This is a genomic window from Phnomibacter ginsenosidimutans, assembly GCF_009740285.1.
GTDB classification, from domain to species: domain Bacteria; phylum Bacteroidota; class Bacteroidia; order Chitinophagales; family Chitinophagaceae; genus Phnomibacter; species Phnomibacter ginsenosidimutans.
Genome location: NZ_CP046566.1, coordinates 1,484,382 through 1,507,941, shown reverse-complemented (window position 1 = coordinate 1,507,941; position 23,560 = coordinate 1,484,382). Strand labels below are relative to the sequence as shown.

Below are 23,560 nucleotides of genomic sequence, written 5' to 3'. Positions count from 1 at the left end.
AACTCAAAACTCCACCTCACAACCTATAGGTGCACCCGGAGGGGCTTCTTTGTGTAAGGTTGGTTTGGCTTTATCCGGTGATTTCATTCTGTCGATGGCGAGTTGATAATGCGCTTTGTCTGCAGCTGTACTGGTTTTAACTTGTTCCGTGAGCCAGACTTTCAGATTTTCTAACGCTTGCTGCAGTTGTGCTTTCACTTCAAAACCATTGTCGTCATTTACACTGCCCCCCAACAAATACGTGAGCAATATCTGCTCTGTTTGTTGTTGTATTTGTTTTTCAAAACCAGACTTACGAGGTGCTTTCCAAGTGTTGTCTACCATGTATTGCAGCACTTCTTCCAGGCCAAGGCCCACGGTAGTTTGCTGCTGCACCAGGCGGTTCAGTCTTTCGGGGTGAAAGAGGAATGACAGCGGCAAATCGGCGGCTGTTTCTGCAGGTGTTAATCTGTCGAAAGCGAGGCCCGTACGTTTTTTAAACAGCTCTCTGTTGAAATCGTATCCTGCAGGACGAGGTGGAATTAAATTGGCAATGCGTTCAGGAATATTGAGCACTTCGGGCTGCAAAGTTTTCATGATCCCTTCAAGAGCAGCCATTTGTTCTGCTTTAGAAAGTGGCGTATAAATGCTTTGGCCATCGCCACGTAAAGCATAGTTGTAATGCGCACCACCCACCAGTTTGGTTACCGCTTCTACCTGATAGCGATGGTAGAAATACAAGGGCACCAACGCATCTTCTAAAAAGGCCATGGGTGTACCGGGCCGCACATTGTTTTCTCCAAAATTCTCAAGGGCTTTTTGGCGAACCGCCAGCACGTTTTTCAACTCTTCTACCACACTACGGCCATTGTCCCACAGGTGAGCATCTTTATGTAATCCACCAGGAGCTCGGGCATCACGGTCGCTGATGAATTGCAAACCATTTTTTGCAGCAGTTGTGAGAATTGTGTTGAGTACGGTTTGTTCATTTTCGCCGGGAGCCATTTCTCTGTATCCCCAGTTAATGGCTACTTTATCCCAAGCACCAATGCCTTTGTCGTATACCTGACTCATGTCTATTTCACCCTTCGCATTCAGCGTTACCACAGGGTGCGGATAATCCATGACAGAAGCACGGTTGCTTACACTGCTGGCATAGTTGTGCATGAGGCCCAACGTATGTCCTACTTCGTGTGCCGACAGCTGCCGTAGCCTGTCCAGTGCGGCTTTCAGCATGGGATCATCGGCGGGCAATCCTTTGGCATAAGGCGACAGCAGGGCGCTAAAAATGAGGTAGTCTTGCCGCACTCTTAAAGAACCAAGCGTTACATTTCCTTTGATGATTTCGCCGGTACGGGGGTCAACAACAGAAGCACCATAACTCCAGCCACGTGTACTGCGGTGTACCCAGTTGATCATGTTGTAGCGAATGTCCATGGGATCGGCAGTATCGGGCAATATTTTTACCTGAAAAGCATTGATGAAGCCTGCAGCTTCGAAAGCCTGATTCCACCAGCCGGCCCCTTCGAGCAAGGCACTGCGAATGGGCTCGGGGGTGCCATTGTCGAGGTAGTACACAATGGGTTTTACCGCTTCACTTTTCGCCGCTTTTTTATCCTTCTTTTCGAGGCGATGCCGCACGGCATAAAACTTTTCGATGGGCTCACTCACCGGCGTGGCATAATCGTAATACGACAGGGGAATAAAACTGCTTCGGGCATCAAATACCCGGGGTTTGTAGTTGGCATCGGGCAGTTGTACAAAACTGTGGTGCATGCGCAGCGTAATGGCTTCATCGCTGGGCGTCACCGAACGTACATAAGCACCCGTTTGGCCATCGGTATTGGTAAAGGTGATGGTGGTTTCAATCTCCGTATTCAACGGAAAATTGCGGGTGTTGGGAAGGTAGAGCAACGACCGGTTTTTATCCAACTGATAGCTGCCCTGATTGCTGCGCCGCAAGGTGTTGGCTACTTTCACCGCATCCCGCAACATGAATTCGGTAGCATCTACCAGCACCCGCTGGCCAGTAGCCGCTTCGGCGGTAAATGCCCACAGCATGCTTTGTGCAAATGACTGCTCCACAGCCCGCTTTTCTGCTGCATCGTTGCTCACCGCACGGTAAGCATAATTGGGCTGAATCATCATTACTTTTTTGCCCTGCTGCTCAAACCGGATAATGCGTTCTTCGCCCAGTTTGCCGCGGTCGAGGCCAATATCATTGCTACCCAGGCCGGCCGGCAACGAAGTGTTGTACAGCAATTCCTGTTTCCATTGGTTGATTTCGAGGTAAATCTTTCCGGTTTCACCATCGAGGTACATTGGTAGAAAACCCGGTTTGGCGGTCATGTTTTTTACCTTGTCTTCGATGGCAGGCAGCGATTGTGCCATTGCATTGAGGCTTAGCCCGAAGCAGGCCAGCCAAATCCATTTCTTCATCAGCGATTGTTTTGTGGTTGAAAACTAACCATTAGAAGCCATTTTTCAGGCAAAACATTGCCGGCCAAAAAGCCCATGATAAAAATGCCAAATGTTTAAATACCTGTAAAAAAAGCAGTGGTGAGCAACCTTGCGCAGGAAACAGCGTCTGAGGATTACATTTGTCCCGTTTTAAAACTACATCATGAAGCATATTTTATTTGCGATTGCCCTACTCTTAGCCCTACCCGCTATCAGTCAGAACGACCCCGCCGCCAAGGCACTCCTCGATAAAGTGAGTAAAAAATTTAAAGGCCTCACCACGGTGCAAGGCAATTACAGCCTTACGGTAACCACCCGTGCTGGCAAGCCTGCAGGCAAAAAATCGGGACAGATTTTTGTAAAAGGTGCCAAGTATAAAATCACAGAACAAAGCATGCAGATTTTGTGCGACGGCAAAAAAGTATGGAAGTACGAACCAGCTGCCAATGAGGTAAGCGTAAGTGCCGTGGACAACAGCAGCGGTGCCATCACGCCACAAAAGCTTTTCACCAACTTTTACGATAAAGACTTTTTGTACAAGCTCAACGGACCTGTAACTGTGAATGGCAAGAAAGTGCAGGAAATAGAAATGACACCTACCGATAAACGCAAGTCGTTTTACAAAGTGTATGTGTACATAGACGAAGCGCAGAGCATGATTGTGAGCAGCAAGATTTATGAAAATAGCGGCAACATTTACAACTACAGCATCAGCAACCTGAAAACAAATGCTGCCCTGGCAGATAACCTGTTTGCATTCGACAAAGCCAAGTACCCCGGTGTAGAAGTGATAGAACAATAAGAACTGCAGCTTGCTGCAAAACAAACGGCGGAGAAAACATTGGTCTTTCTCCGCCGTTTTGCATTTGCTGACATTTATAATACCAGTTGTCTCAAATGTGTAACAAGCTATAAGAAGAAATGAAGTAACAGACAATCATCTAAACATACCGATGGCTATCGGGAGTCATCCAACATCTTCTTCCTACCAACAATCAACTATCAACTACCAACTATTTCTCCCCCCAGCGATAAGTATTTTGCTCCAAACCAATCAAATCAATCAGGCGGTCGGTTACAGTGGCAGCTACTTCTTCTACGGTTTGTGGGCGGCTATAAAATGAAGGCGTACAAGGGCAAATGATGCCACCCGCCAGCGTTACGGTTTCCATGTTCTTGATATGGATGAGGTTGTAAGGTGTTTCTCTTACAGCGAGGATGAGTTTGCGGCGTTCTTTCAATACCACATCGGCGGCACGGGTCACTAAATCGTTGCTCACCCCTTGTGCTATGCGGCCCAGCGTACCCATGCTGCAAGGCACTACCAGCATGGTATTATAGCGGCCACTGCCACTGGCAAAGGGCGCATTAAAATCGTTGCGGTCGAAATATTGCACCGGATATTTTTCCAATACATCGTTGCCCAGTTCCTGGCGGGCCACATCGGCTGCATTGGGCGACATCACCACAGCCAGAGCATCAATTTGCTGACGCAACTGCACCAGTTTATCCAACAACAATTTGGCGTAAATGGAACCACTGGCTCCCGTAATAGCAACAACAATTTTATGCATGGGCATCGCTTAGCTTTGCCAAAATAACAGCATTGCATGCGAAAGGTTTCCATTTGGTGGTTGTGCAGTATCATTTCTCTTTTACCAGTGCTGTCGGCATTTGCGCCGGCAGGTAAAAAAGGCGTGCAATGGCAACCTATTGCACAGCTGGCAGCGCAGCTACCGCCAGATGGCAAACCGGTGCTGGTAGATGTATACACCGATTGGTGCACCTACTGCAAACTGATGGATGCTACCACCTGGCAACACGACTCAGTAGTGCAATACATTCAGGCCAATTATGTGCCCGTTAAACTCAATGCCGAACGCAAGGATAGTGTGCGTTGGGATGGCGAAGTGTTTCGCTATCAATCCAAGTTTAAAGTGCATCAGCTGGCGGTGAAATTATTGCGGGGCAATATGGTGTATCCTTCTACTGTTATCATTCCTGCAAAAGGTGAATGGCAGGTGATACCCGGTGCTATTAAGCCCAAAGACCTGGAGCTGGTGCTGAAATACTACGGCAGCCGGGCCAATGAGCAAATGGATTTTGTGAGCTATCAGCGGCAGTTTAGTGGCAAATGGAAGTGAGATTTAACCACAGAGGGGATGGAGGAATGCACGGAGGAACACGGAGTTTTTTCGAACCACCAAGGCACAAAAACAAAAGGAGCACAACGCATTTTACCACAAAGGGAAAGGAGGTAAACTCAGAGGATCACGGAGTTTTTTAACCACGAAGGTTCAAAACTGCTAAGGAGAACTAAGTGGTATTTTCAAACTTGCTTATGCTTTAATCCATATTGCTCATTACTAGTTGCAGACAGCTTTCAGCCCTTTGCTTTAAGCCATTAGCCAACCCAAACACATATTTTTTTTGTTTAATCCGTCAGCATTCCTCATATTAGTCCTGAATTTTCATAGGATAAGGTTTAATGGTCAATGGTTTTGATTGAGGAAGCCCCGCAATGCGGGGCTTTTTGTTGGCCATTATTTCCCAAAGCAACAGCGCCCCACTTTCGTGAGGCGCTGTTGTTGATTATCTGGACAGGCCGATGTTTTCCCAACATCTCCCAACCATCATCTATCATCTGCATTATGCTTTCTCCGCCATATCCGGAATGGCTTCTGCCTTATAAGCACCGGCATCCAATTTTTCTTTGGTTTCGGTGAAGGCTTTCAACGTCAGTTGAATATCCTCATCGGTATGAGCGGCACTAGGTATAAGGCGGTAAATGATGTGCCCTTTAGGAATAACAGGATACACCACAATAGAGCAGAAAATTTTGTAGTTCTCCCGCAGGTCCATCACCATAGCGGTAGCTTCTTCAATACCGCCCTTCATGTACACCGGCGTTACTACCGAATCGGTTTTGCCGATGTCGAAACCACGGGCTTTCAAACCTTCCTGCAGTTTGGTCGCATTTTCCCACAACTTGTTTTTCAGTTCGGGCATGGTTTGCAACATGTGCAGGCGCTTCAGGTTGCCCAATACAATGGGCATGGGCAAGCTCTTTGCAAAAATCTGACTGCGAATGTTGTAGCGGATATAATCGATAATGGCTTTGGGACCGGCAATAAATGCACCGATGCTGGCCATTGATTTGGCAAATGTGCTGAAGTACAAATCGATACCATCCTGACAGCCTTGTGCTTCACCAGCGCCGGCACCTGTTTCGCCGAGGGTACCAAAACCATGCGCATCATCTACCAGCAGGCGGAAATCATATTTGCCTTTGAGGGCCACAATTTCTTTCAGTTTACCTTGGTCGCCGGCCATGCCAAACACCCCTTCGGTAATTACCAGAATGCCGCCACTTTTTTGCTTTTCAATCAGCTGCGTGGCACGTTGCAATTGCTTCTCGCAATCTTCGATATCGTTGTGCTTAAATACGTAGCGGTGACCGGGGTGCAAACGCAAACCATCAATGATACAAGCATGGCTTTCTGCATCGTACACAATCACATCATGACGGCCACACAAGGTATCAATGGCACTCATGATGCCCTGATAACCGAAGTTCAACAAAATGGCATCTTCTTTATGTTCAAAGGCAGCCAGTTCGGCTTCCAAACGTTCATGATGGTTACTGTTACCACTCATCATACGGGCACCCATGGGGTAAGCCAAACCAAATTCGGCAGCGGCTTCGGCATCTACCTTGCGTATTTCGGGGTGGTTGGCCAAGCCCAGGTAGTTATTGAGGCTCCATACAATCATTTCTTGTCCGCGAAACTTCATGCGTGACGCTATTTCTCCTTCCAGTTTGGGGAAGGCAAAATATCCGTGAGCACGTTCACGGTGCTGACCAAGAGGTCCGTAGTTCTTCAACAGTCTTTCAAAAATGTCGGCCATAGTGCTGATTTTCTTGTGGTACAAATCCAGCCAGACAGCTGGTTTTTCGGCCGCAAATGTACATTTTACACACGGCACAGCAAGTAAAGCTTCGCCAAAGTTGAGCACACCCTGTGCATCTTAGCCCTGGTTAAAGTTTGGGCGCATTGTCTTTCCAGTGCCACAAATGCAGGCAGGCATAGGTTTGATACGGATGCCATTGGGCAGCAATAGCTTGCATGCGGGCCTTTTGCCGGCGCAGGTCTTTGCTGCGAATACCGTACAGCTGCAGCATGGCTTGCCGTATGCCCAAATCATCTACAGGAAACACATTGGTGCGGGCCATACTAAACATCAGCAGCATTTCTACCGTCCATGGACCCACGCCTTTTATTTGTGTTAGCAAAGCTTTCAATTCGTCATTGCTCAATGCATGCAACTGGCGATCGGTTAATTGATGGGTTTCAAAAAAAGCTGCCACAGCATACACATAAGTTGCCTTGGCATGACTCAATCCTATGCTGCGCAATTGCTCGTAAGAGATGGCCAGCACATCTGTCATAACAGGTACTTTTTGCGTGGGGAACAAGGCTAAAAAACGCTGTTTAAATACAGTCGCCACTTTGGTACTAAGTTGCTGGCTCATGATGGACAGCATCAGCTGCAATCCTATATTTCTTTTTTTCTTAAGTGAAAAAACCTGACCCTCAAGCACATTGAAAAGTACCGGATCATTTTTCAACACTTGTACATATTCCATTAGACAGATTGTTGGATGTTTCAACATTATGCCTGCATATTTGCGCCCATGAGGCGTGAATTACAGGTGACGGGTGATGGGTCGCATACATTGCAACTGGCATCGTCCGAAGTTACGTACCACAAGCCGGTACGGAGCTATTCAGGAGAGTGAGCATGTTTATATCGGCGCAGGGATGCAGCCTTTTGTAGGCAAAACAGAACCTGTCCGCATTTTTGAAATGGGCTTTGGCACAGGGCTCAATGCCTTTCTGGCTTACCTCGAAGCCAGAGAAGCCAAGGTGAAAATTGAATACGAAGCTGTAGAAGCATTTCCGCTGGAAAAGGAAGAATACAAGCACTTGAATTTTGCACAGGTAATGGGCAAAAGAGAATTGTGCGAATCATTTCAGATGCTCCACCAAACGCCCTGGCAACGTACTATCCGCATTGGCAGCTGGTTTAGCTTGGTAAAACACAAAACATCTTTGCAGGAGTTTCAAACCAGCAAACAATTTCATGTCATTTTCTTCGATGCCTTTGCACCTTCTGCCCAGCCTGAACTATGGACGGCCGAGGTGTTTACCAAAATGTATGACCTGCTTTATCCCGGCGGATTGCTGACAACTTATTGCAGCAAAGGCGAAGTAAGACGTACCTTAGAATCGGTTGGCTTTATTGTTGAAAAACTACCCGGACCTTACGGCAAACGAGAAATGGTGCGGGCCCACAAACTTCAAGAAGAATGAAACGCATATTCCTGCTCCTGATGATTGGTTTGCTGGCAGCAGCCAATGGCTTTGCACAGCAAACCGCCGATGAAAAAGCCATATTAGCATTGATGCAAGAGCAGGAAGCCGCATGGAACCGTGGTGATATCAAAGCGTTTATGCAGGGATATTGGAAAAACGATTCACTGACATTCACAGGTTCCTCGGGCCTTACCTATGGCTGGCAAAACACCTACGAAGGCTACCTCAAACGGTACGATTCGCCAGCTAAAATGGGGCAATTGAAATTTACCATCATTCAGCTAAAGCCCTTGGGCAAAAAGTACTATAGCGTTATTGGCAAATGGTACCTCACCCGCTCTGCCGGCAATGTAGGCGGGCATTTTTCACTGGTGCTCAAGAAGTTTAAAGAAGGCTGGCGTATCATAGCCGACCATAGCAGTTAGGGCTGCTGCTCGTCTGCACCAAACCGAGGCACTTCCTTCCATTTTTTGATGATATAGCGGAGCAAAAAAACAAAGCTCACTACCACGCAGATGTAATACACTACATGCCATACAGGCTTTGTATCGCCCCAAAACAGCAACCCCATTTTAATACCAAACAAGGTATTGATGAGCAACCAGATGAGTCCCATGCTCATGGTATTCAAAATAGTTGTGAGGTATTTTCTGACTTCTGGTTCCATGCGAATAAATGAAAAGATTGAAGTGAGCTAAAGTCGCACTTTTCGGGTGAAAAGCGGCGAATACACCCGTACATTACAGCATTTCGTTAATAAGGTTCTGTACCTGTCATTTTGGCGCAACAGCCATTATCTTTGCCGTCTTCAAAAAAGCGCATTGATGCACGAAATACCTACTACAACGCCAGACATTGCCGCCGCATTGAAAAGCCACGACGAAAATCGTCAGGGTGAAGCCTATGCGCCCTTTGCGCTGGACCCCAACCAATACAAGAAGCATTTTTACATTGAAAGCTATGGCTGCCAAATGAACTTCAGCGATAGCGAAATTGTAGCTTCCATCCTCAACCAGCATGGCTTTGGCGCCACCCGCAATGTGGAAGAAGCCGATCTCATTTTGCTGAATACCTGCAGCATCCGGGAAAAAGCCGAACAAACCGTTCGCAAACGACTCACCGAGTTTCGCAAACTCAAAGAGAGCAAACCAGGCACCCTGGTGGGCATGCTCGGCTGTATGGCCGAACGCCTCAAAAGCAAACTGCTGGAAGAAGAAAAACTGGTAGACATGGTGGTAGGCCCCGATGCCTACCGTACCCTGCCGGCCCTGGTGGAAGAAGCCGAAACCGGCCAGAAAGCCGTGAACGTAATGCTGAGCCGCGATGAAACCTATGCCGATATTTCACCCGTACGCCTCGACAGCAATGGGGTATCTGCCTTTGTAAGCATTATGCGGGGCTGCAACAATATGTGTTCATTTTGCGTGGTGCCCTTTACCCGTGGCCGTGAACGCAGCCGCGATGATATCAGCATTCTCGCTGAGTGTCAGAACCTGTGGGACCGTGGCTTTAAAGAAGTAACACTACTGGGCCAAAATGTAGACAGCTACTATTTTGTACACGACGATGGCCGCATTGTCAACTTTGCACAGCTGCTCGAAAAAGTAGCCCTCATCAGCCCCGACCTGCGGGTACGTTTCAGCACTTCTCATCCCAAAGACATTACCGATGAAGTGCTGCATACCATGGCCAAGTATGAAAACATTTGCAAATACATACACCTTCCCGTGCAAAGCGGCAGCACCCGTGTATTGCAACTGATGAACCGTACCTACACCCGTGAGTGGTACATGGCCAAGGTAGACCGCATCCGTGAAATACTGCCCGACTGCGGTATCAGTAGTGATGTAATTGCCGGCTTCTGTACCGAAACCGAAGAAGACCATCAGGATACACTCAGCATCATGGATTACAGCAAGTACGACATGAGCTACATGTTTTTTTACAGCGAAAGACCCGGTACACTGGCTGCCCGCCGCTATACCGATGATATTCCGGAAGAGGTAAAGAAGCGCCGCCTGGTAGAAATTGTAGAACTGCAAAACCGCCTGAGCCGCGAAAGCAATCTGCAAGACATTGGCAAGACTTTTAAAGTGTTGATAGAAGGCAACAGCAAACGCAGCGATGCCGACTGGATGGGCCGCAACAGCCAAAACAAAGTGGTGGTATTTCCGAAAGAAAACTACCCGCTGCAAAAAGGTGACTATGTGTGGGTAAAAGTATACGACAGCACACAGGCCACTTTGCTGGGCAATATTGTAGAAGCATAAATACACGGCAGATGCACCCCATCATCGACAACAACAAAAAAGCAATCATTGAACTATGCAAACAGCATGGCATTGCTTCCTTGTGTGTTTTCGGCAGTGTGCTACGGAATGATTTTGGTCCGGAAAGTGATGTTGATTTTCTGGTTAGTTATGTGCCTGACCAATCGCAACTGGAAAAGTTCGACGCATTCCTTTCATTGAAAAACAATTTGGAGCATCTGCTAAAAAGAGATGTAGACTTATTGGATGCTGAAAGTATTGACAACAAGTATCTCCGCTTTTTCATCAACCAAGAAAAACAGTTGTTGTATGGCGAAGCGTGATTTGATTGTGCGACTGGAGGATATCCGAACAAGAATTCTCGCCATTGAGTCAATTCTTCAAGAAGCTGGCGAAGAATCTTCTATGCTGAAAAGTGAAGTCTACAAGCTTGCCTTGGAAAGGTCTTTCGAAATAATTGGAGAAGCATTGTACCAGATTCAGAAACAGCACGAATTTCAACCAGTATCAGACATGAGCAGAATTATCAGCTTACGTCATTTATTGGCGCATGATTATTTCAAAATAAACCACTCCCTATTGTGGGCTTTAGCGACAGAAAAAATTCCTGTTTTAAAAAAGGAAATACTTGACTGGATTGACAGAGAGAATCTCCGTCTTTTTGGAACTATACATCCTGAAATAGATTAAGAAGGATACAACAACATGAGCGACTTACAATCGATAAAAAACAGGTTTGGCATTATTGGCAATGCGCCGGCACTCAACCATGCATTGCATGTGGCCGTGCAGGTAGCCAACACCGACCTAAGCGTACTCATCAGCGGCGAAAGCGGCGTGGGTAAAGAAGTGTTCAGCCAAATCATTCATTCGCTATCGCCCCGCAAGCACAATCCGTTTATTGCGGTCAACTGTGGTGCCATACCCGAAGGCACCATCGACAGCGAATTGTTTGGCCACGAAAAAGGCTCCTTCACCGGTGCCGTAGATGCCCGCAAAGGCTATTTTGAAACGGTAAATGGTGGCACCATTTTTCTGGATGAAATTGGTGAAATGCCGCTGGGCACACAGGCCCGCTTGCTACGGGTACTGGAAACCGGCGAATTCATAAGGGTGGGCTCCAGCAAAGTGCAAAAAACAGATGTGCGGGTGATAGCTGCTACCAACCGCGACTTGCTGCAGGAAGCCCATAAAGGCCGCTTTCGTGAAGACCTGTACTACCGCCTCAACTCTGTGCCCATTCGCATTCCATCGCTCAGAGACAGACAAGAAGATATACCCTTGTTGTTTAGAAAATTTGTGATTGATTTTGCGGAGCGATACAATACTACGCCGGTACAACTGCAAGATGAAGAAGCCCGGCAAATGATTATGCATTATCCATGGCGGGGCAATGTGCGGGAACTGAAAAACATTGCGGAACAAATAAGTGTGCTTGCAAAATCGAAACAAATTTCGGCAGCAGAACTGAAACCCTTTTTACCAGATGCGCTACTCAACAACCTGCCCGTGCTGGCCAGCAATCTGCCAGCTAACGGAAGCGGATTTGTGAGTGAAACCACCTTTGCCAACGAAAGGGATATTTTGTACAAATTCATCTTCGACCTGAAGAAGGATGTGAATGAAATGAAACGCATGTTTGTAGAGCTGGTCAACAATCCTTCTGCTGTTGTTGCCACACAAGGCTTTCAGGATGTCATGAACGACAACAGCAACCTGATGCCACATGATGTAGCCCTCACCAACTTCAACATGAACAAGCCAACACCAGCACCAACGCCGGTGTACATTCAGCAACCCGAAACCGTGGCTACGTTTGATCATCATGAAGAAGTAGATGAGTCGCTCAACATTGCCGAAATGGAAAAAGAACTCATCATCAGGGCATTGAAAAAACACCGCAGCAAACGAAAAGATGCAGCTCTCGACCTCGGCATCAGCGAACGTACGCTGTACCGCAAGTTGAAAGAATACGATATTGAAGACCTGTAGCTCAATGTGATAATTAGCGAATGTGCTAATTTGAAAATGAAAAAGAAATTATGAAAGTAACCAGATGGATGAAGTGGAGTTGGGTATGGCTGCTGATGGCTTTTGCCGTATCGGCTTGCGGTGTATATACGTTTAAAGACATCAGCATTCCGGCTGATATCAAAACGGTGAAGGTGAACTTTATTGAAAACAAAGCCCGGTTGGTAAACCCAAGGTTGAGCCCGGCCATTACAGACAGGTTGCAGCAAAAAATTGTAGGCCAAACCAAACTTACCCGCACCAACAATGAGGATGCCGATTGGGTAATCAGCGGGGCAGTAACCGACTATTCGGTAAGTACATCGGGCATTAGTGCTCAGCAGGCCAGCACCAACCGACTGACCGTTGTGGTTCAAATAAGCCTGCGGGATAACAAGCTGGGCAAAACCAGTGATTACTCTGTCAACAAGAGTTTTGATTTCAGCGCCAGCAAAACCTTGCAGCAGGCCGAAAGCGAATTGGGCGAAGACCTGATTAAAGGCATTACCGACGAAATTTTCAACCGCATTTTTTCCAATTGGTAAATGCCCCCTACATTCGGCCTATGCTTGCTAGCAAACAAACCATATTGCCTTCGCTGGAAACAGCCACCAACGTAGCATCGTTGGCGCAGCAATATCCGTGGTACCCTACGGCGCAGCTGTGGCTGAGTGAGCAAGGCAATACCGAAGCGCCGGGCAAGCTGGCCGCATTTGTACAGCAGCCACTCCGTATGCATGTGTTGCTTACCGCTGTTGCTCCTGCACAAGTTGAACCTGAATCGTTAGGTACCAATGAACAGCCCGAAGCTGTAGCACTGGCTGCCGAAGCGGAAGAAACAGTTTACCATGACCCAGTTCATCCGCCAGAGGAGGCTGCCGAAGAACCTGCTGCCGATGCAGCAGCACAAGAAGAACAGCCTCTCGCAGCTGTAGCGGCTACAGCATCAAGCGATGACGAGGACCTGCTGTTTCAGCCTTATCATACCGTCGACTATTTTGCCGCACTGGGTATTAAAATGGATGCCAGCCAGCTGGGCACCACCCGTTTTGATGTACAGCTGAAAAGCTTTACCCAATGGCTCAAAACCATGAAGCGCATCAACTACCAAACCGGGCAAATCAGCAACGACCCGCTGGTAGAGGCGCAGGCAAGTGCATCGCTTCAAACCAAAGAAGTGGTAACAGAAGCCATGGCCGAGGTGCTGGCCCAGCAGGGAATGGCCAAACAAGCCATTGCCGTATACGAGAAATTATCTTTGCTGCATCCTGAAAAATCCGTTTTCTTTGCAGCCCGAATTGAAAAATTAAAAGCAGAAAAATGACCATCCTTTTCCTCATTCTGATTGTATTGGCGAGTGTAATCCTCGGATTGATCGATCCTGGTACAAAACCCCAAAGGTGGTGGCCTCAGCGGCAACGTAGCCGGTTTGGGCAACCAATTTATGGGCGTAAAACAAACCACTGATGTATTGGAAAAAGGCACCTGGTTGTTTGCTGCCATCATCGGTATTTTGTGCATCGTAAGCGTACTGTTTATGGGCGGTGCCGACCAAGGCAAATCTGCCATCGACCGTGTAAGCGGCAGCGGCGCTCCTGCTCAAACTGCCCCCAAGGCTCAAACGCCTGCAGCTACCACTACGCCAGCTCCTGCCAAGGCAGACAGTGGCAAGTAATTGATTCTAATTTTCGCCGAATAGAAAATCCTGCTGAGCTCAGCAGGATTTTTTTTGCAAATTGCCGAAACAATGCGGCCTTTGTACAACCAAACGAAAAGAGATTTATGCTGAAGAAAATCGTCAAACCGGTGCTGATTATTGGAGCACTGTTGCTGCTACTGTTGTGGTGGCTTTTCGGGAGCAGTGTTACCGGCTTTAGCGACAAAGCCAAATTTGTGTACATCGCAACCGGTACCAACAGCAAAGAAGCAGTGCTGCAGGCATTGCAAAAGGATGGCATCATCAGCAGTACCACCGGCTTTGATGTGCTGGCGAAAGCTACCGGATACTACGATAATATAAAACCGGGTAAATACCGCATCGAAAAAGGCAGCAATGCTTTGAGCATCTTCCGCATGCTGAAAGCCGGCCGTCAGGCTGAAGTAAAACTCGTACTGGGCAAAATACGGTTGCGGGAAGACTGGGCACAAAAAATGAGTCAGCTGATTGAAACAGACAGTGCCAGTATTATGCGGTTTCTGAGCAGCAATGATAGCCTGAAAGCTTTGGGTGTAGATACAGCTAGCTGGGCCACTTTGCTCATTCAAAACACCTACAATATTTACTGGACACAGAATTTCAACACGGTAATGCAAAGGTTGAAGAAAGAGCAAGCCAAGTGGTGGGCACAAAAAAACCGAAAGGAAAAAGCTGCCGCATTGGGTTTTTCTCCTGCGGAAGTGTACACCATTGCCAGCATTGTAGAAGAGGAAACCAACATGCGTAGCGACAAGCCGCTGGTGGCCAGTGTGTACATGAACCGCCTGAAGAAAGGCATGCCATTACAAGCCGACCCAACCGTTCGATTTGCCCGAAAAGATTTTGAAACCAACAGGGTGTATTACAACCACCTGAAAGTGGCATCGCCTTACAACACCTATCAAAACAAAGGCCTGCCGCCCGGTCCTATTTGTGTGCCATCTGTAGCCACGCTGGATGCAGTGCTGCAGGCGCCGGCAACTGACTATATTTACTTTGTAGCCAAGCCCGATTTCAGTGGCCACTCAGTGTTCAACAGCAGCTATGCCGAACACAGCAAGGCCGCCAAAATTTATCAGGACAGCCTGACGGCTTATCTCAACCGAAAAGCCGCCAAAGCTGCCGGCAAATAAGATTCAGTCAAGATGACCAAGCTGGAGAAAAAACTGCTGTCATTCCCTCCTATTGCTGCCCTGTTGCGGGTAAGCAAACGCATTACACTGCCCGGGTTTGAAGGCATACCGGTGTTTGATGTGCTACAGTTTTTTATACAGCAGGTGCGAAAAATCGGCTTTAGCGAAAGAGCAGCTGCCATTTCTTTCAACATCATAATGGCCATTCCGGGCGGTCTCATTTTCTTGCTCACACTGGTGCCTTTTTTGCCAGATGCCTTACACCTCAGAGATCAACTACTGATTTTACTCAACGACATGTTGCTGAATAAAGACATGTATCTTTTGCTTAGCGATGTAATCAATGACTTCTTTAATACCGAAAGAAGCGGACTGCTTTGGTTGAGTGTGGCCTTCATTATTTTCTTTAGTTCCAACGCCATGATGGGCATCATGCACACTTTCGACCGCAGCTATTTTGAAGAACGCAGCAGTCGCTTTATGGCCAAGCGTTGGACAGCATTTAAACTTACCTCTTTACTGATTCTGTTGATTTTGGCCTCCATGTTGTTGCTGGCCACACAGGGCAATATCAAAACTTTCATTCTCAAAAAACTAGGCTGGGATCATTATGTTATTCGCACTGTAATCGAATACAGTCGATGGCTCATCATCTTCAGCCTAACCTACTTCACCATCGCATTTATTTACCGGTATGGCCCTGCGGTAAAAGTAAAGTGGAGCCTTCGATCGCCGGGTGCGGTACTGGCTACAGTTTTGGTATTACTTGTTACCTGGGGCTTTTCTGTTTGGGTAAATAATTTCAGCAACATCAACAAAATTTATGGCTCCGTTGGCACGGTTATTCTACTCATGAATATCGTGTACATCAATGCCCTGGTGCTCATCATCGGGTTCGAAATCAATGTGAGTATAGCCTCCATAAAAGCGCAAAGTGCCAAGCGCATTGCTGCCGAAACAATGGCAGATAATATCGAAGACAGATTTTAACATGCTTTGATTGCGCTGAACAAACGGAGTTAATAATTTGTATCGTCATTTATCTTACTTCATACTCCTTCAATTTTCTACTATGAAAAAAATGATGATTGCCATTGTTGCACTTGCCGTATCGGCATTTGCATTTATGCCAGCACAGGTACTCACTGTGGGCAGCCCAATGCCAGATGTAGGTAACATCGGCATGCAAGGTGTGAATGGCAAAGAAGTAACCCTGAAGCAACTCAGTACGAGTAAAGGTTTGCTGGTAATGTTTAGTTGCAACACCTGTCCGTACGTTATTAAAAACCAGACCCGCACCAAAGCCATTTTAAGCTATGCACAATCGCAGCAAATTGGTGTGGCCGTGCTCAACTCCAACGAGGCTTACCGTGGCAATGAAGACAGCTTTGAAGCCATGCAAAGCTATGCCAAAGCGCAAGGATACAACTGGGCTTACAGTATTGATAAAAACCATGTAATAGCCGACGCCTTTGGCGCTACCCGTACACCGGAATGTTTTCTTTTTGACAGCAATGGTATTTTGGTATACCATGGTGCCATTGATGATAGCCCAAGCGATGCATCAGCCGTAAGCCGCAAGCATTTGGAAAAAGCCATCGATGAATTAAATGCCGGACAAAAAATTGCCGTTCCAACCAGCAAATCAATTGGCTGCGCCATTAAAAGATTAAGCAAGCCATAACGGAAAATGATTTCATTAAAAAAGCCCTGCACTAATGCAGGGCTTTTTTAATGGCGGTATGTAATGCTTCCGCCGACAAACTTTCTTCATAAAACTGATAGTACCCTGTTGATGGCCGAATGATGATGGTCGCTGGTATTGCACCGCTCCAGGTAGCATCTACCAACGGACAGTAGTAGTCGGCATTTGTTTCATTGAGCCAAACCACAGGCAGCTTCCATCCCTTTTGCTGCAAATACTTTTTCAAAGCACCAGTTTGATACAACTCCTTAGTATCCTGACTCACCAATAACAATTGCACACTATCTGCTTTCATGGCATTGGCAACGCTGATAAAATGCGGAATCTCGTCAATGCAAGGCTTGCACCAGGTACTCCAAAAATTGACTACTAAAATGCCCTTAGCCTTTTTGTAGTGTTGTACCAGCTCAGGCATTTTCATTTCACGAATGGTTTGCGCAACTGCAACATTGGCTGTTGCATAAATACAAAGAACGAGTGAGAGCATTCTTTTCATGATGATGTTACGCTTCCCTTTCATATTTCATTTTCCATTCGAGTTCCAATGCATGGCGCTGCGCTGCGGGTAATTTTGCTTCATTGTAATGCCCCGCATATCTCTTCTGCCTAAAGGCCTCATAAATAGTAACGGCACAAGCCACAGAAATATTGAGCGACTGGATGATGCCTACCTGCGGAATTCGTAAATGGCCGTCGGCAGCAGCAATCATTTCGGGTGTGCAGCCATATTGTTCATTGCCAAACACCAATGCGGTGGGTTGTGTAAAATCAATGCTGTACAAGTCTTTCGCCTCATCAGACAAATGCGTAGTAATAACCCGGCCGTATCGGCTACGCACTGTTTGCATGCAGGTTTCAAAGTCTTCAAACTGATGTACAGTCACCCATTTAGAAGCACTGCGACTACTTTTGAAACCCCAGTTTTTGTGACGGGCAATCCGCGTATTGAGCACAAAAATTTCCTGAATACCCACACAATCGCAGGTACGCATTACGGCACTTACGTTATGCGGATCAAATACATTTTCCAGCACCACCGTCAAATCTGGCTGACGTTGATTTAATACTGCATTGAGTTTATCGGTACGTTCTGGCGTCATGGCTATCGCTTGTTCAACATCAAAAAAACAACATTTATCCTCGCCAAAGAAAAGCGAGTGGCCGGAAAACCGGACACTCGCTTTTATATTTTGCATGTTTCAATTAAAAAATCGACAGTTTTACAAATTGGCATATTGAAAAATCAGAGGGCGGCGGGTATTGGTACTACCTGATTGCCCTAATACACCACGCACATACAACGTGAATTTACGGGCCGCCGGGAAATTGGAAATGGTTACGCTGTCAAGGCGGGCATCTGTAACAGGATTTTTTAAAATGAAGCGGTAAACCTGACCCGGCGTAAGCGTATCGAATGCTGCTACATTTTTAAAAGGTAAGCTACCGATTGCGTACTTCATTGTAGTAGCATTGGTTACGTTACTGGGGGTTAGAGTCGTGTTGTGCACTTCAATTTTTGCCGGACTGTTGTTCATAAAATTTGCAATACGGAAATAAGCTTTTGAAGGATCGCCAACGCTGAGGTCGTCTTCAATTACCACGGTACTGAGCTTCGACAGTGAGTCAACCGCTGCCAACGTGTAATACTTACCTTCTCCGATGGGCAGGTTGGCTGTAAAAGCTGTGGTGCCCGGCAATACCGGTGAGTTAGCCGGTACTCTTACATCAATTTTTACACTTTGTCCGCTTGGTACAATGCTGTAGCCAAGGTTTGCAGGATACAAAGCGCCAAAACCCAGTCCATTTTCCTGGCCATTTGTAGCTGGTGCAATGGCTGTAATCTTAATATCGTTGGCATAGATGAGTACGGAGGGTGCATCGGGAGACATGTGCAAAAACTTCAGTCTGGCACCACTTTGTGCCGGAGAAAACCGTACAGGCAGTGATGACTCCTTATCGCAACCAACAACAAATGCAAGAATTGAAACAAGTATGATGAAACTTAATTTTTTCATGGTCAAAAGTTTATTGTTGGTGAATCCACATTTTCTTAGTGTGATAATCGATATCAAAACCGCCTATGGCTGTCAATGCATCTATATTCCAGATGTATTCTGAATTGTAACGAGGCCGGATGCGGTAGGCAGGCTTACCATTGTTATCTACGAAGTAAGTTGATGGCAATGTAAAGGTGGTAAACACATTGGCATCATAATCATACTTCCTCAGGTCACACCAGGTTTCCAGGAAACCCCAACACCACTGGGAAATGTATTTCTGCAGCATAATTTGGCTCAACGTCAGGTCTGCAGCAGTAGGTGGAACAATGGCAGGGTTTGTCATGTAAGTTGTACGGGCTGTATTGTATGCCAGTACATCAGTTGCATAAGATCGAACAAAATCAAGACTAGCATTCAACCCGTTGAGATAAGCAGTACGGGCCAGTTGCTTGTCGCCTTTTATGAAGGCCGCTTCTGCCTTTACAAACTGCAGCTGCGAATAGGTCATAATTGGAAAAGGTGCATTGTTCTGAAACAGGTATTTACCCACTGTGCCTGCAGGTTGTGAAGAAGTAAGCCCAAGCTGAGTGTTAAACAGAGACCGTACCGAAGTAGCTGCTGTCTGGCTGGCCTGACCAACACCTGGCTGCAACCCTCTGTACATGCCATCTGTAGAAGTGGTAAGGTATACGGGGCGGCGTGGGTCGATGGCACCGGTAAACAAAGTACCATCTGTAAGGCGTACAATAAATGCAGATTGACCAAAGTTGGGCAGGTTGTTGCGCAAGGGGCCAAAGAAGTTGGCATCAGTGCTGGCCTGACCAAGGAAGGGAACCATTGCATCATCGGCGTTGTTGGCAAATGAACGATCTACATAGGCAATAACTGAATCAGGATTATAGCCGGTTGACTTTCTTGACAAGTGCTGATGCTGCAACGCCAGCAAACCCCAGGCAAACTTGATCCAACGATTACGATCACCTTTGTATATTAGATCGAAACGGCCAAACAAGCTCGATCCAACCCCATCACTGGTTTTCTGCAATTCTGCAATGCCGGCACGGGTGAGGCTGTCAACATATTTGTACACCACCTCCTGACTGTCATACTTGAAGGTGTTCTGATTTTCATTAAACGCTTCCCGAAGAATGATTTCTCCATGATAGTCGGTCAGCCATTGCCATCCCAATGCTTGCATTACATAGCCTACACCAAGCAGATCCCACTTTTTCTGTTCCTTGGCTTGCTTTATAAGGTCCAGTGTGTTAAAGCCCCCTTTCCAGTATACATTTCGCCAGAGGTCGCCGCCAAAATCACTGGAGCGTACATAGCCGTGTATATCGGCATTGTTGGTACCTGTACTGGTGGATAGTGAAGTAGTAATGTGATGAAAGTTTTGTACATACGGACCCAACATACGGGCATCAAACTGCATGCCCAGTGCATAGTTGGCCTGTATGGATGAAAGATACAATGCCGGATCTACCACTTCTGGTCCGTTGGGATTGCTATTTACATCGAGGTACTTGCTGCAGGAGCTGAACAGCATGGCCATGCTGGCAGCTACCACACAATAGCGACTCATTTTAATAATCTTATTCATAATGCTTTCGTTTTTCAGGTTACAGAGACACCCGCAGGTTGAAGTTGAAGGTTTTAGAAACAGGTAGATTACCATAATCGATACCTACGCTGCCGCTACCACCGGTAGCAGTAGTGGTTCCGTTTACACCTGGATCTCCACCGCTGTAGTTAGTAATCATAAACAGATCGGTGGCTGTAATGCCAACACTGGCCGTTTTAAACAACTTCACTTTCTTCAGCCATGCTTGCGGAATCATATAGCTCAGTGTTATATCTCGCAGGCGCAACCAGTTTACATCACGCTCAATGAATTCCTGATCAATAACTGAACTACTGTAAAAGGTGTTGTTGTAGTAGGGATTGATAACAATGTTATTAGGCGTGGGAGTGGCGGAATTTTCCAAACCATCTTTCAAAACGCCATTGAAAGTCACCGGTACTTCTCTGTTGTCTATGGTACGCTGGTGCAAACCCAATGTATAGAGATCCAGTCCAGTGGCATTGTAGACATCGCCACCTACACGAATGTCAAGCAGGAAGTTCAGGTTAATGCCTTTGTAGCTGAAATTGTTGCCGATACCACCTCTGAAATCAGGGTTCCGGTCGCCGGCAATCGGCCATATTGTGTTATCCTTCAAAATAGGCAAACCATTGCTGGGGTTGATGAGTAACTGACCAGCAGCATTTTTTTCGTATTCATAACGGGCTGTCAATGTTGTCAGCGGACCATTGAGTCGAGCACCGTTTCTTACGTTGCCATACAACCAGGTATCAGAGTTATAATACTCCGGTACTCCGTCAGGCATTTTCGTCAGTTTGCTGTTTGTGGTGGTTCCATTGAGTGATAACTCCCAGCGGAAATCTTTGCGCTGCATGATACCTATGCGCACCATACCCTCGTAGCCCCAGTTTTCAAGCTCACCCCCATTGATATTCTTGAGAATGAAGCCTGTGCCATAGCTGATACGCAAACCATTGATGATTTGATCAACAGACTTGGATTTGTAGTAAGCGAAATCGATGCTAACACGGTTTTTAAAGAGCTGTACTTCAGCACCAATTTCCTTACTGGTGACTTTTTCAGGACGAAGGAATGGATTGGGAGCTGTGAAGCCATAAGCATAGCCGCCGCCGGTAGTGGTTTGCGATTCCAGGGCAGGATAAAGGCTGTATGGACGTGCGTCTTTACCTACCTGAGCGATTGAACCACGAACTTTAACATAGCTCAATACCTTTTTCAGTTTATCATTTTTTATGAATTCGCTGGGGATGAATGAGCCCGACACGGAAGGATAGAAAAAGGAATTAGTGGAAGTGGGCAGTGTTGAAGACCAGTCGTTACGACCGGTAACAGTAGCATACAGCCAATTTTTATACCCCAAATCTACACTTCCGAAGAAACCAACCACCCTTTTACGTGAACGGGTACTCCGCTGGCGTTGTGTTGTCAAATCAGTGTTGTTCAGGTTGTTGAAATTGGGATCAAGCAGTTTTTCGCCGCGAACAGAGTAGGTGTTGTCATCAAAATCATACATGGCATTACCTATCCGGGCTGTAATATCAAGCTTGTTTTTCCATATAGACTTGCGGGCCTGAATGAAATTCTGCATTGTTATGGTGCGGTTGGTATTGTTAGAATTGTCTATGCTACCCCCCGTATTACCACCAGCACGGTTTGATTCAGGATGATAAAAAACGCTGTAGAAACCACCAAAGACATCGGCGCCGATTCTTGAATTCACCGACAGCCATTTGGTGATGTCATAATTGAGCCCCAGATTGGTAATGAAGCGGTTGCCCCGGTCGAACAGTTGGTTTTTAAACACATCGAAATAGGGGTTTTCGATTTCAGTACCTGTTGTTACACGACGACGGCTGCCATTGGGATTCAGATAATTTTTCATATCATCATCAGCCGGCCAGCGCAATACAGATAACAGGAAACTGTTGTTGCCTTTTGATACCTTTTGGTTATAGGTATATATGTATTGCATGTTCAATGAAACCGTGAGTTTATTGCGGAACAATTTGGCGTTCAAATCGGATGATACGTTCATACGATCAAACTTGGTGGTTGGCACAACTCCCTCGCGGCTGCTGTAGCCACCGCTGAGACGGTATGTAAACTGGTCTACGCCACCTTCAAATGTGAGGTTGTGACGCTGCAATTGGCCATTCCGAAAGAAACCATCTGTGTTGTTGTACAAGGTATCATTAGGGCCATACTTAGGACCAAACATGGAGAAAGTATTATCATTGGCAATGCCATTGATACCCCGGGCGTATACCCTGTCAAACTCGGGCAGATTGCCAGGTTTTTCTACACCGTAGCTGTAAGAGTAGCTCAATTTTCCAGCACCTACCTGTCCTTTTTTGGTGGTAATTATAATGGCCCCATTGGCAGCATCAATACCATAAAGTGCTGCGGCTTCAGGTCCTTTCAATACAGTAATGCTTTCAATGTCCTCAGGGTTCAGGTCGCCAATACGGCTGCTAAAGTCGATGGTGCGGTTTTCCGTTTGCATCACCATGTTGTTTGCGTTGAAGGTTTGGTTATTAATGGGCAAACCGTTAATCACAAACAATGGCTGGTTGCTGCCACTCAATGAGTTTACACCCCGCAGCTGAATATTGGTGGAGGCCCCGGGCATGCCGGTGGTACCGGTAACGCTCACACCCGGCAAACGGCCGGCAAGTGCATTTACAAAGTTGTCGCGTTGGGTTTCAGCCAGTGCAGGACCGGCAACGTCGTTTGTGGCATAGCCCACGCTGCGTTTTTGCTTTTTGATGCCCAATGCTGTAACTACTACATCATCCAACTCAGACTCGGTAGATGTAAGGGCAACATCCATGGTAGCCGACTGACTTGTAGTAACGGTGCGGGAGGTGTAGCCAACATATGTAAAACGAAGTACATCGCCTACCGACGCCATGATGTTGAATACACCTTTTGCATCAGTCAGGGTGTTTTTACCCGTTTTGGTGTTGGTTACGGTTACTCCAACCAAAATGTTGTTGTCTTTAGCATCGGTTACTTTGCCCGATACATTTTTTTCCTGCGCAATAGCCAGCGCAGCAGCCAGCATAAAACAGCCGACCATCAAGGCACGCCAAATTTTTCTCATAAGTGCAGTTTTTAAAATCACCTTTGGTTTGAAGATGATTGCCATAAGCAGGTATAGGCAATAGTATTTAAGCAGCAGTTATTTTATACTCAAACACGCAAAACCGCAAAAACCTGCAAACAGCTTCAATTAGCAAGTTTAACAATCTTTAGGTAAAAGGGGAACTTTTTTTTGGTTGATGTGGAAAGAATGACAGCTAGCTATCCACATGAAAGGCAAG

At 46.6% G+C, this 23,560-nt stretch carries 24 protein-coding genes; 14 read left to right on the top strand and 10 right to left on the bottom strand.

Translation table 11 applies throughout. From position 1 onward, the window contains the following. Window positions 1-3 precede the first annotated feature (3 nt). Window positions 4-2,418, bottom strand: a complete 2,415-nt coding sequence (locus tag GLV81_RS06435) for a zinc-dependent metalloprotease (protein WP_157477859.1) — start codon at window positions 2,416-2,418, stop codon at window positions 4-6. Window positions 2,419-2,602: 184 nt separating this feature from the next. On the opposite strand from GLV81_RS06435, the gene lolA1 reads away from it, so the two are divergent. Continuing rightward, window positions 2,603-3,241 (top strand): outer membrane lipoprotein periplasmic chaperone LolA1, encoded by a 639-nt coding sequence (gene lolA1 / locus GLV81_RS06430; RefSeq protein ID WP_157477856.1) that lies wholly within the window; start codon window positions 2,603-2,605, stop codon window positions 3,239-3,241. Window positions 3,242-3,452: 211 nt separating this feature from the next. On the opposite strand, the gene GLV81_RS06425 is transcribed toward lolA1, so the two are convergent. Beyond that, entirely contained in the window at window positions 3,453-4,013 is a 561-nt protein-coding gene (locus GLV81_RS06425; protein ID WP_197428990.1) for a UbiX family flavin prenyltransferase, read from the bottom strand. A 36-nt stretch (window positions 4,014-4,049) separates the two neighbouring features. On the opposite strand from GLV81_RS06425, the gene GLV81_RS06420 reads away from it, so the two are divergent. Then, window positions 4,050-4,583, top strand: a complete 534-nt coding sequence (locus GLV81_RS06420; RefSeq protein WP_157477853.1) for a thioredoxin family protein — start codon at window positions 4,050-4,052, stop codon at window positions 4,581-4,583. Window positions 4,584-5,088: 505 nt separating this feature from the next. On the opposite strand, the gene GLV81_RS06415 is transcribed toward GLV81_RS06420, so the two are convergent. Both GLV81_RS06415 and GLV81_RS06410 read right to left on the bottom strand, forming a co-directional pair. After that, on the bottom strand, window positions 5,089-6,348 hold the full coding sequence (locus tag GLV81_RS06415) for an aminotransferase class I/II-fold pyridoxal phosphate-dependent enzyme (RefSeq protein ID WP_157477850.1): 1,260 nt from the start codon (window positions 6,346-6,348) through the stop codon (window positions 5,089-5,091). Between the two features lie 130 nt (window positions 6,349-6,478). After that, on the bottom strand, window positions 6,479-7,087 hold the full coding sequence (locus GLV81_RS06410) for a DNA-3-methyladenine glycosylase family protein (RefSeq protein WP_157477848.1): 609 nt from the start codon (window positions 7,085-7,087) through the stop codon (window positions 6,479-6,481). Window positions 7,088-7,163: 76 nt separating this feature from the next. On the opposite strand from GLV81_RS06410, the gene mnmC2 reads away from it, so the two are divergent. Together mnmC2 and GLV81_RS06400 are read left to right on the top strand one after the other, a co-directional pair. Next, window positions 7,164-7,814: a tRNA (5-methylaminomethyl-2-thiouridine)(34)-methyltransferase MnmC2 gene (gene mnmC2 / locus GLV81_RS06405; protein WP_157477846.1), complete on the top strand. Its 651-nt coding sequence runs from the start codon at window positions 7,164-7,166 to the stop codon at window positions 7,812-7,814. Next, on the top strand, window positions 7,811-8,242 hold the full coding sequence (locus tag GLV81_RS06400; RefSeq protein WP_157477845.1) for a YybH family protein: 432 nt from the start codon (window positions 7,811-7,813) through the stop codon (window positions 8,240-8,242). Before mnmC2 ends, GLV81_RS06400 begins: the two co-directional genes overlap by 4 nt. On the opposite strand, the gene GLV81_RS06395 is transcribed toward GLV81_RS06400, so the two are convergent. Continuing rightward, the gene (locus GLV81_RS06395) at window positions 8,239-8,484 is read right to left on the bottom strand and encodes a hypothetical protein (protein ID WP_157477843.1); all 246 of its coding nucleotides are present in this window, start codon (window positions 8,482-8,484) and stop codon (window positions 8,239-8,241) included. The two genes, GLV81_RS06400 and GLV81_RS06395, sit on opposite strands and share 4 nt — an antisense overlap. A 157-nt stretch (window positions 8,485-8,641) precedes the next feature. Here GLV81_RS06395 and miaB point away from each other — a divergent pair, with 157 nt between their 5' ends. The 10 genes from miaB to GLV81_RS06345 all read left to right on the top strand — a co-directional run bounded on the left by miaB (window position 8,642) and on the right by GLV81_RS06345 (window position 16,610). After that, the gene (gene miaB / locus GLV81_RS06390) at window positions 8,642-10,087 is read left to right on the top strand and encodes a tRNA (N6-isopentenyl adenosine(37)-C2)-methylthiotransferase MiaB (protein ID WP_157477841.1); all 1,446 of its coding nucleotides are present in this window, start codon (window positions 8,642-8,644) and stop codon (window positions 10,085-10,087) included. Window positions 10,088-10,098: 11 nt separating this feature from the next. Then, window positions 10,099-10,410 (top strand): nucleotidyltransferase family protein, encoded by a 312-nt coding sequence (locus GLV81_RS06385; RefSeq protein WP_157477839.1) that lies wholly within the window; start codon window positions 10,099-10,101, stop codon window positions 10,408-10,410. Further along, complete coding sequence (locus GLV81_RS06380; RefSeq protein ID WP_197428989.1) at window positions 10,397-10,777, top strand: HepT-like ribonuclease domain-containing protein; 381 nt, start codon at window positions 10,397-10,399, stop codon at window positions 10,775-10,777. The genes GLV81_RS06385 and GLV81_RS06380 overlap by 14 nt, the downstream gene beginning before the upstream one ends. Window positions 10,778-10,792: 15 nt before the next feature. Further along, a complete protein-coding gene (locus GLV81_RS06375; RefSeq protein ID WP_157477835.1) occupies window positions 10,793-12,079 on the top strand; it encodes a sigma-54 interaction domain-containing protein in 1,287 nt (428 codons plus the stop codon). A gap of 50 nt (window positions 12,080-12,129) precedes the next feature. Next, window positions 12,130-12,642, top strand: a complete 513-nt coding sequence (locus GLV81_RS06370) for an LptE family protein (RefSeq protein WP_157477833.1) — start codon at window positions 12,130-12,132, stop codon at window positions 12,640-12,642. A gap of 20 nt (window positions 12,643-12,662) precedes the next feature. Beyond that, window positions 12,663-13,421 carry a hypothetical protein gene (locus GLV81_RS06365; protein ID WP_157477831.1) on the top strand — a complete coding sequence of 253 codons (759 nt, stop codon included), beginning with the start codon at window positions 12,663-12,665 and terminating at the stop codon, window positions 13,419-13,421. 105 nt (window positions 13,422-13,526) lie between these two features. Then, a complete protein-coding gene (locus tag GLV81_RS06360) occupies window positions 13,527-13,772 on the top strand; it encodes a hypothetical protein (RefSeq protein ID WP_246186287.1) in 246 nt (81 codons plus the stop codon). A 107-nt stretch (window positions 13,773-13,879) separates the two neighbouring features. Beyond that, window positions 13,880-14,926 (top strand): endolytic transglycosylase MltG, encoded by a 1,047-nt coding sequence (gene mltG, locus GLV81_RS06355; RefSeq protein ID WP_157477829.1) that lies wholly within the window; start codon window positions 13,880-13,882, stop codon window positions 14,924-14,926. 12 nt (window positions 14,927-14,938) lie between these two features. Beyond that, window positions 14,939-15,916, top strand: coding sequence for a YihY/virulence factor BrkB family protein (locus GLV81_RS06350; RefSeq protein ID WP_157477827.1), 978 nt, complete (start codon window positions 14,939-14,941; stop codon window positions 15,914-15,916). Between the two features lie 82 nt (window positions 15,917-15,998). Beyond that, a complete protein-coding gene (locus tag GLV81_RS06345) occupies window positions 15,999-16,610 on the top strand; it encodes a thioredoxin family protein (RefSeq protein WP_157477825.1) in 612 nt (203 codons plus the stop codon). Between the two features lie 31 nt (window positions 16,611-16,641). Here GLV81_RS06345 and GLV81_RS06340 read toward each other — a convergent pair whose 3' ends face one another. The 5 genes from GLV81_RS06340 to GLV81_RS06320 form a co-directional block, all read right to left on the bottom strand. Further along, window positions 16,642-17,127 (bottom strand): TlpA disulfide reductase family protein, encoded by a 486-nt coding sequence (locus tag GLV81_RS06340; protein ID WP_197428988.1) that lies wholly within the window; start codon window positions 17,125-17,127, stop codon window positions 16,642-16,644. A gap of 7 nt (window positions 17,128-17,134) precedes the next feature. Then, on the bottom strand, window positions 17,135-17,731 hold the full coding sequence (locus GLV81_RS06335; RefSeq protein ID WP_157477821.1) for a TrmH family RNA methyltransferase: 597 nt from the start codon (window positions 17,729-17,731) through the stop codon (window positions 17,135-17,137). Window positions 17,732-17,851: 120 nt separating this feature from the next. Then, window positions 17,852-18,646 carry a DUF4397 domain-containing protein gene (locus tag GLV81_RS06330; protein WP_157477819.1) on the bottom strand — a complete coding sequence of 265 codons (795 nt, stop codon included), beginning with the start codon at window positions 18,644-18,646 and terminating at the stop codon, window positions 17,852-17,854. Window positions 18,647-18,656: 10 nt separating this feature from the next. Beyond that, window positions 18,657-20,234 carry a SusD/RagB family nutrient-binding outer membrane lipoprotein gene (locus GLV81_RS06325; protein ID WP_157477817.1) on the bottom strand — a complete coding sequence of 526 codons (1,578 nt, stop codon included), beginning with the start codon at window positions 20,232-20,234 and terminating at the stop codon, window positions 18,657-18,659. 19 nt (window positions 20,235-20,253) lie between these two features. Continuing rightward, the gene (locus tag GLV81_RS06320; RefSeq protein ID WP_157477816.1) at window positions 20,254-23,340 is read right to left on the bottom strand and encodes a SusC/RagA family TonB-linked outer membrane protein; all 3,087 of its coding nucleotides are present in this window, start codon (window positions 23,338-23,340) and stop codon (window positions 20,254-20,256) included. Window positions 23,341-23,560 lie beyond the last annotated feature (220 nt).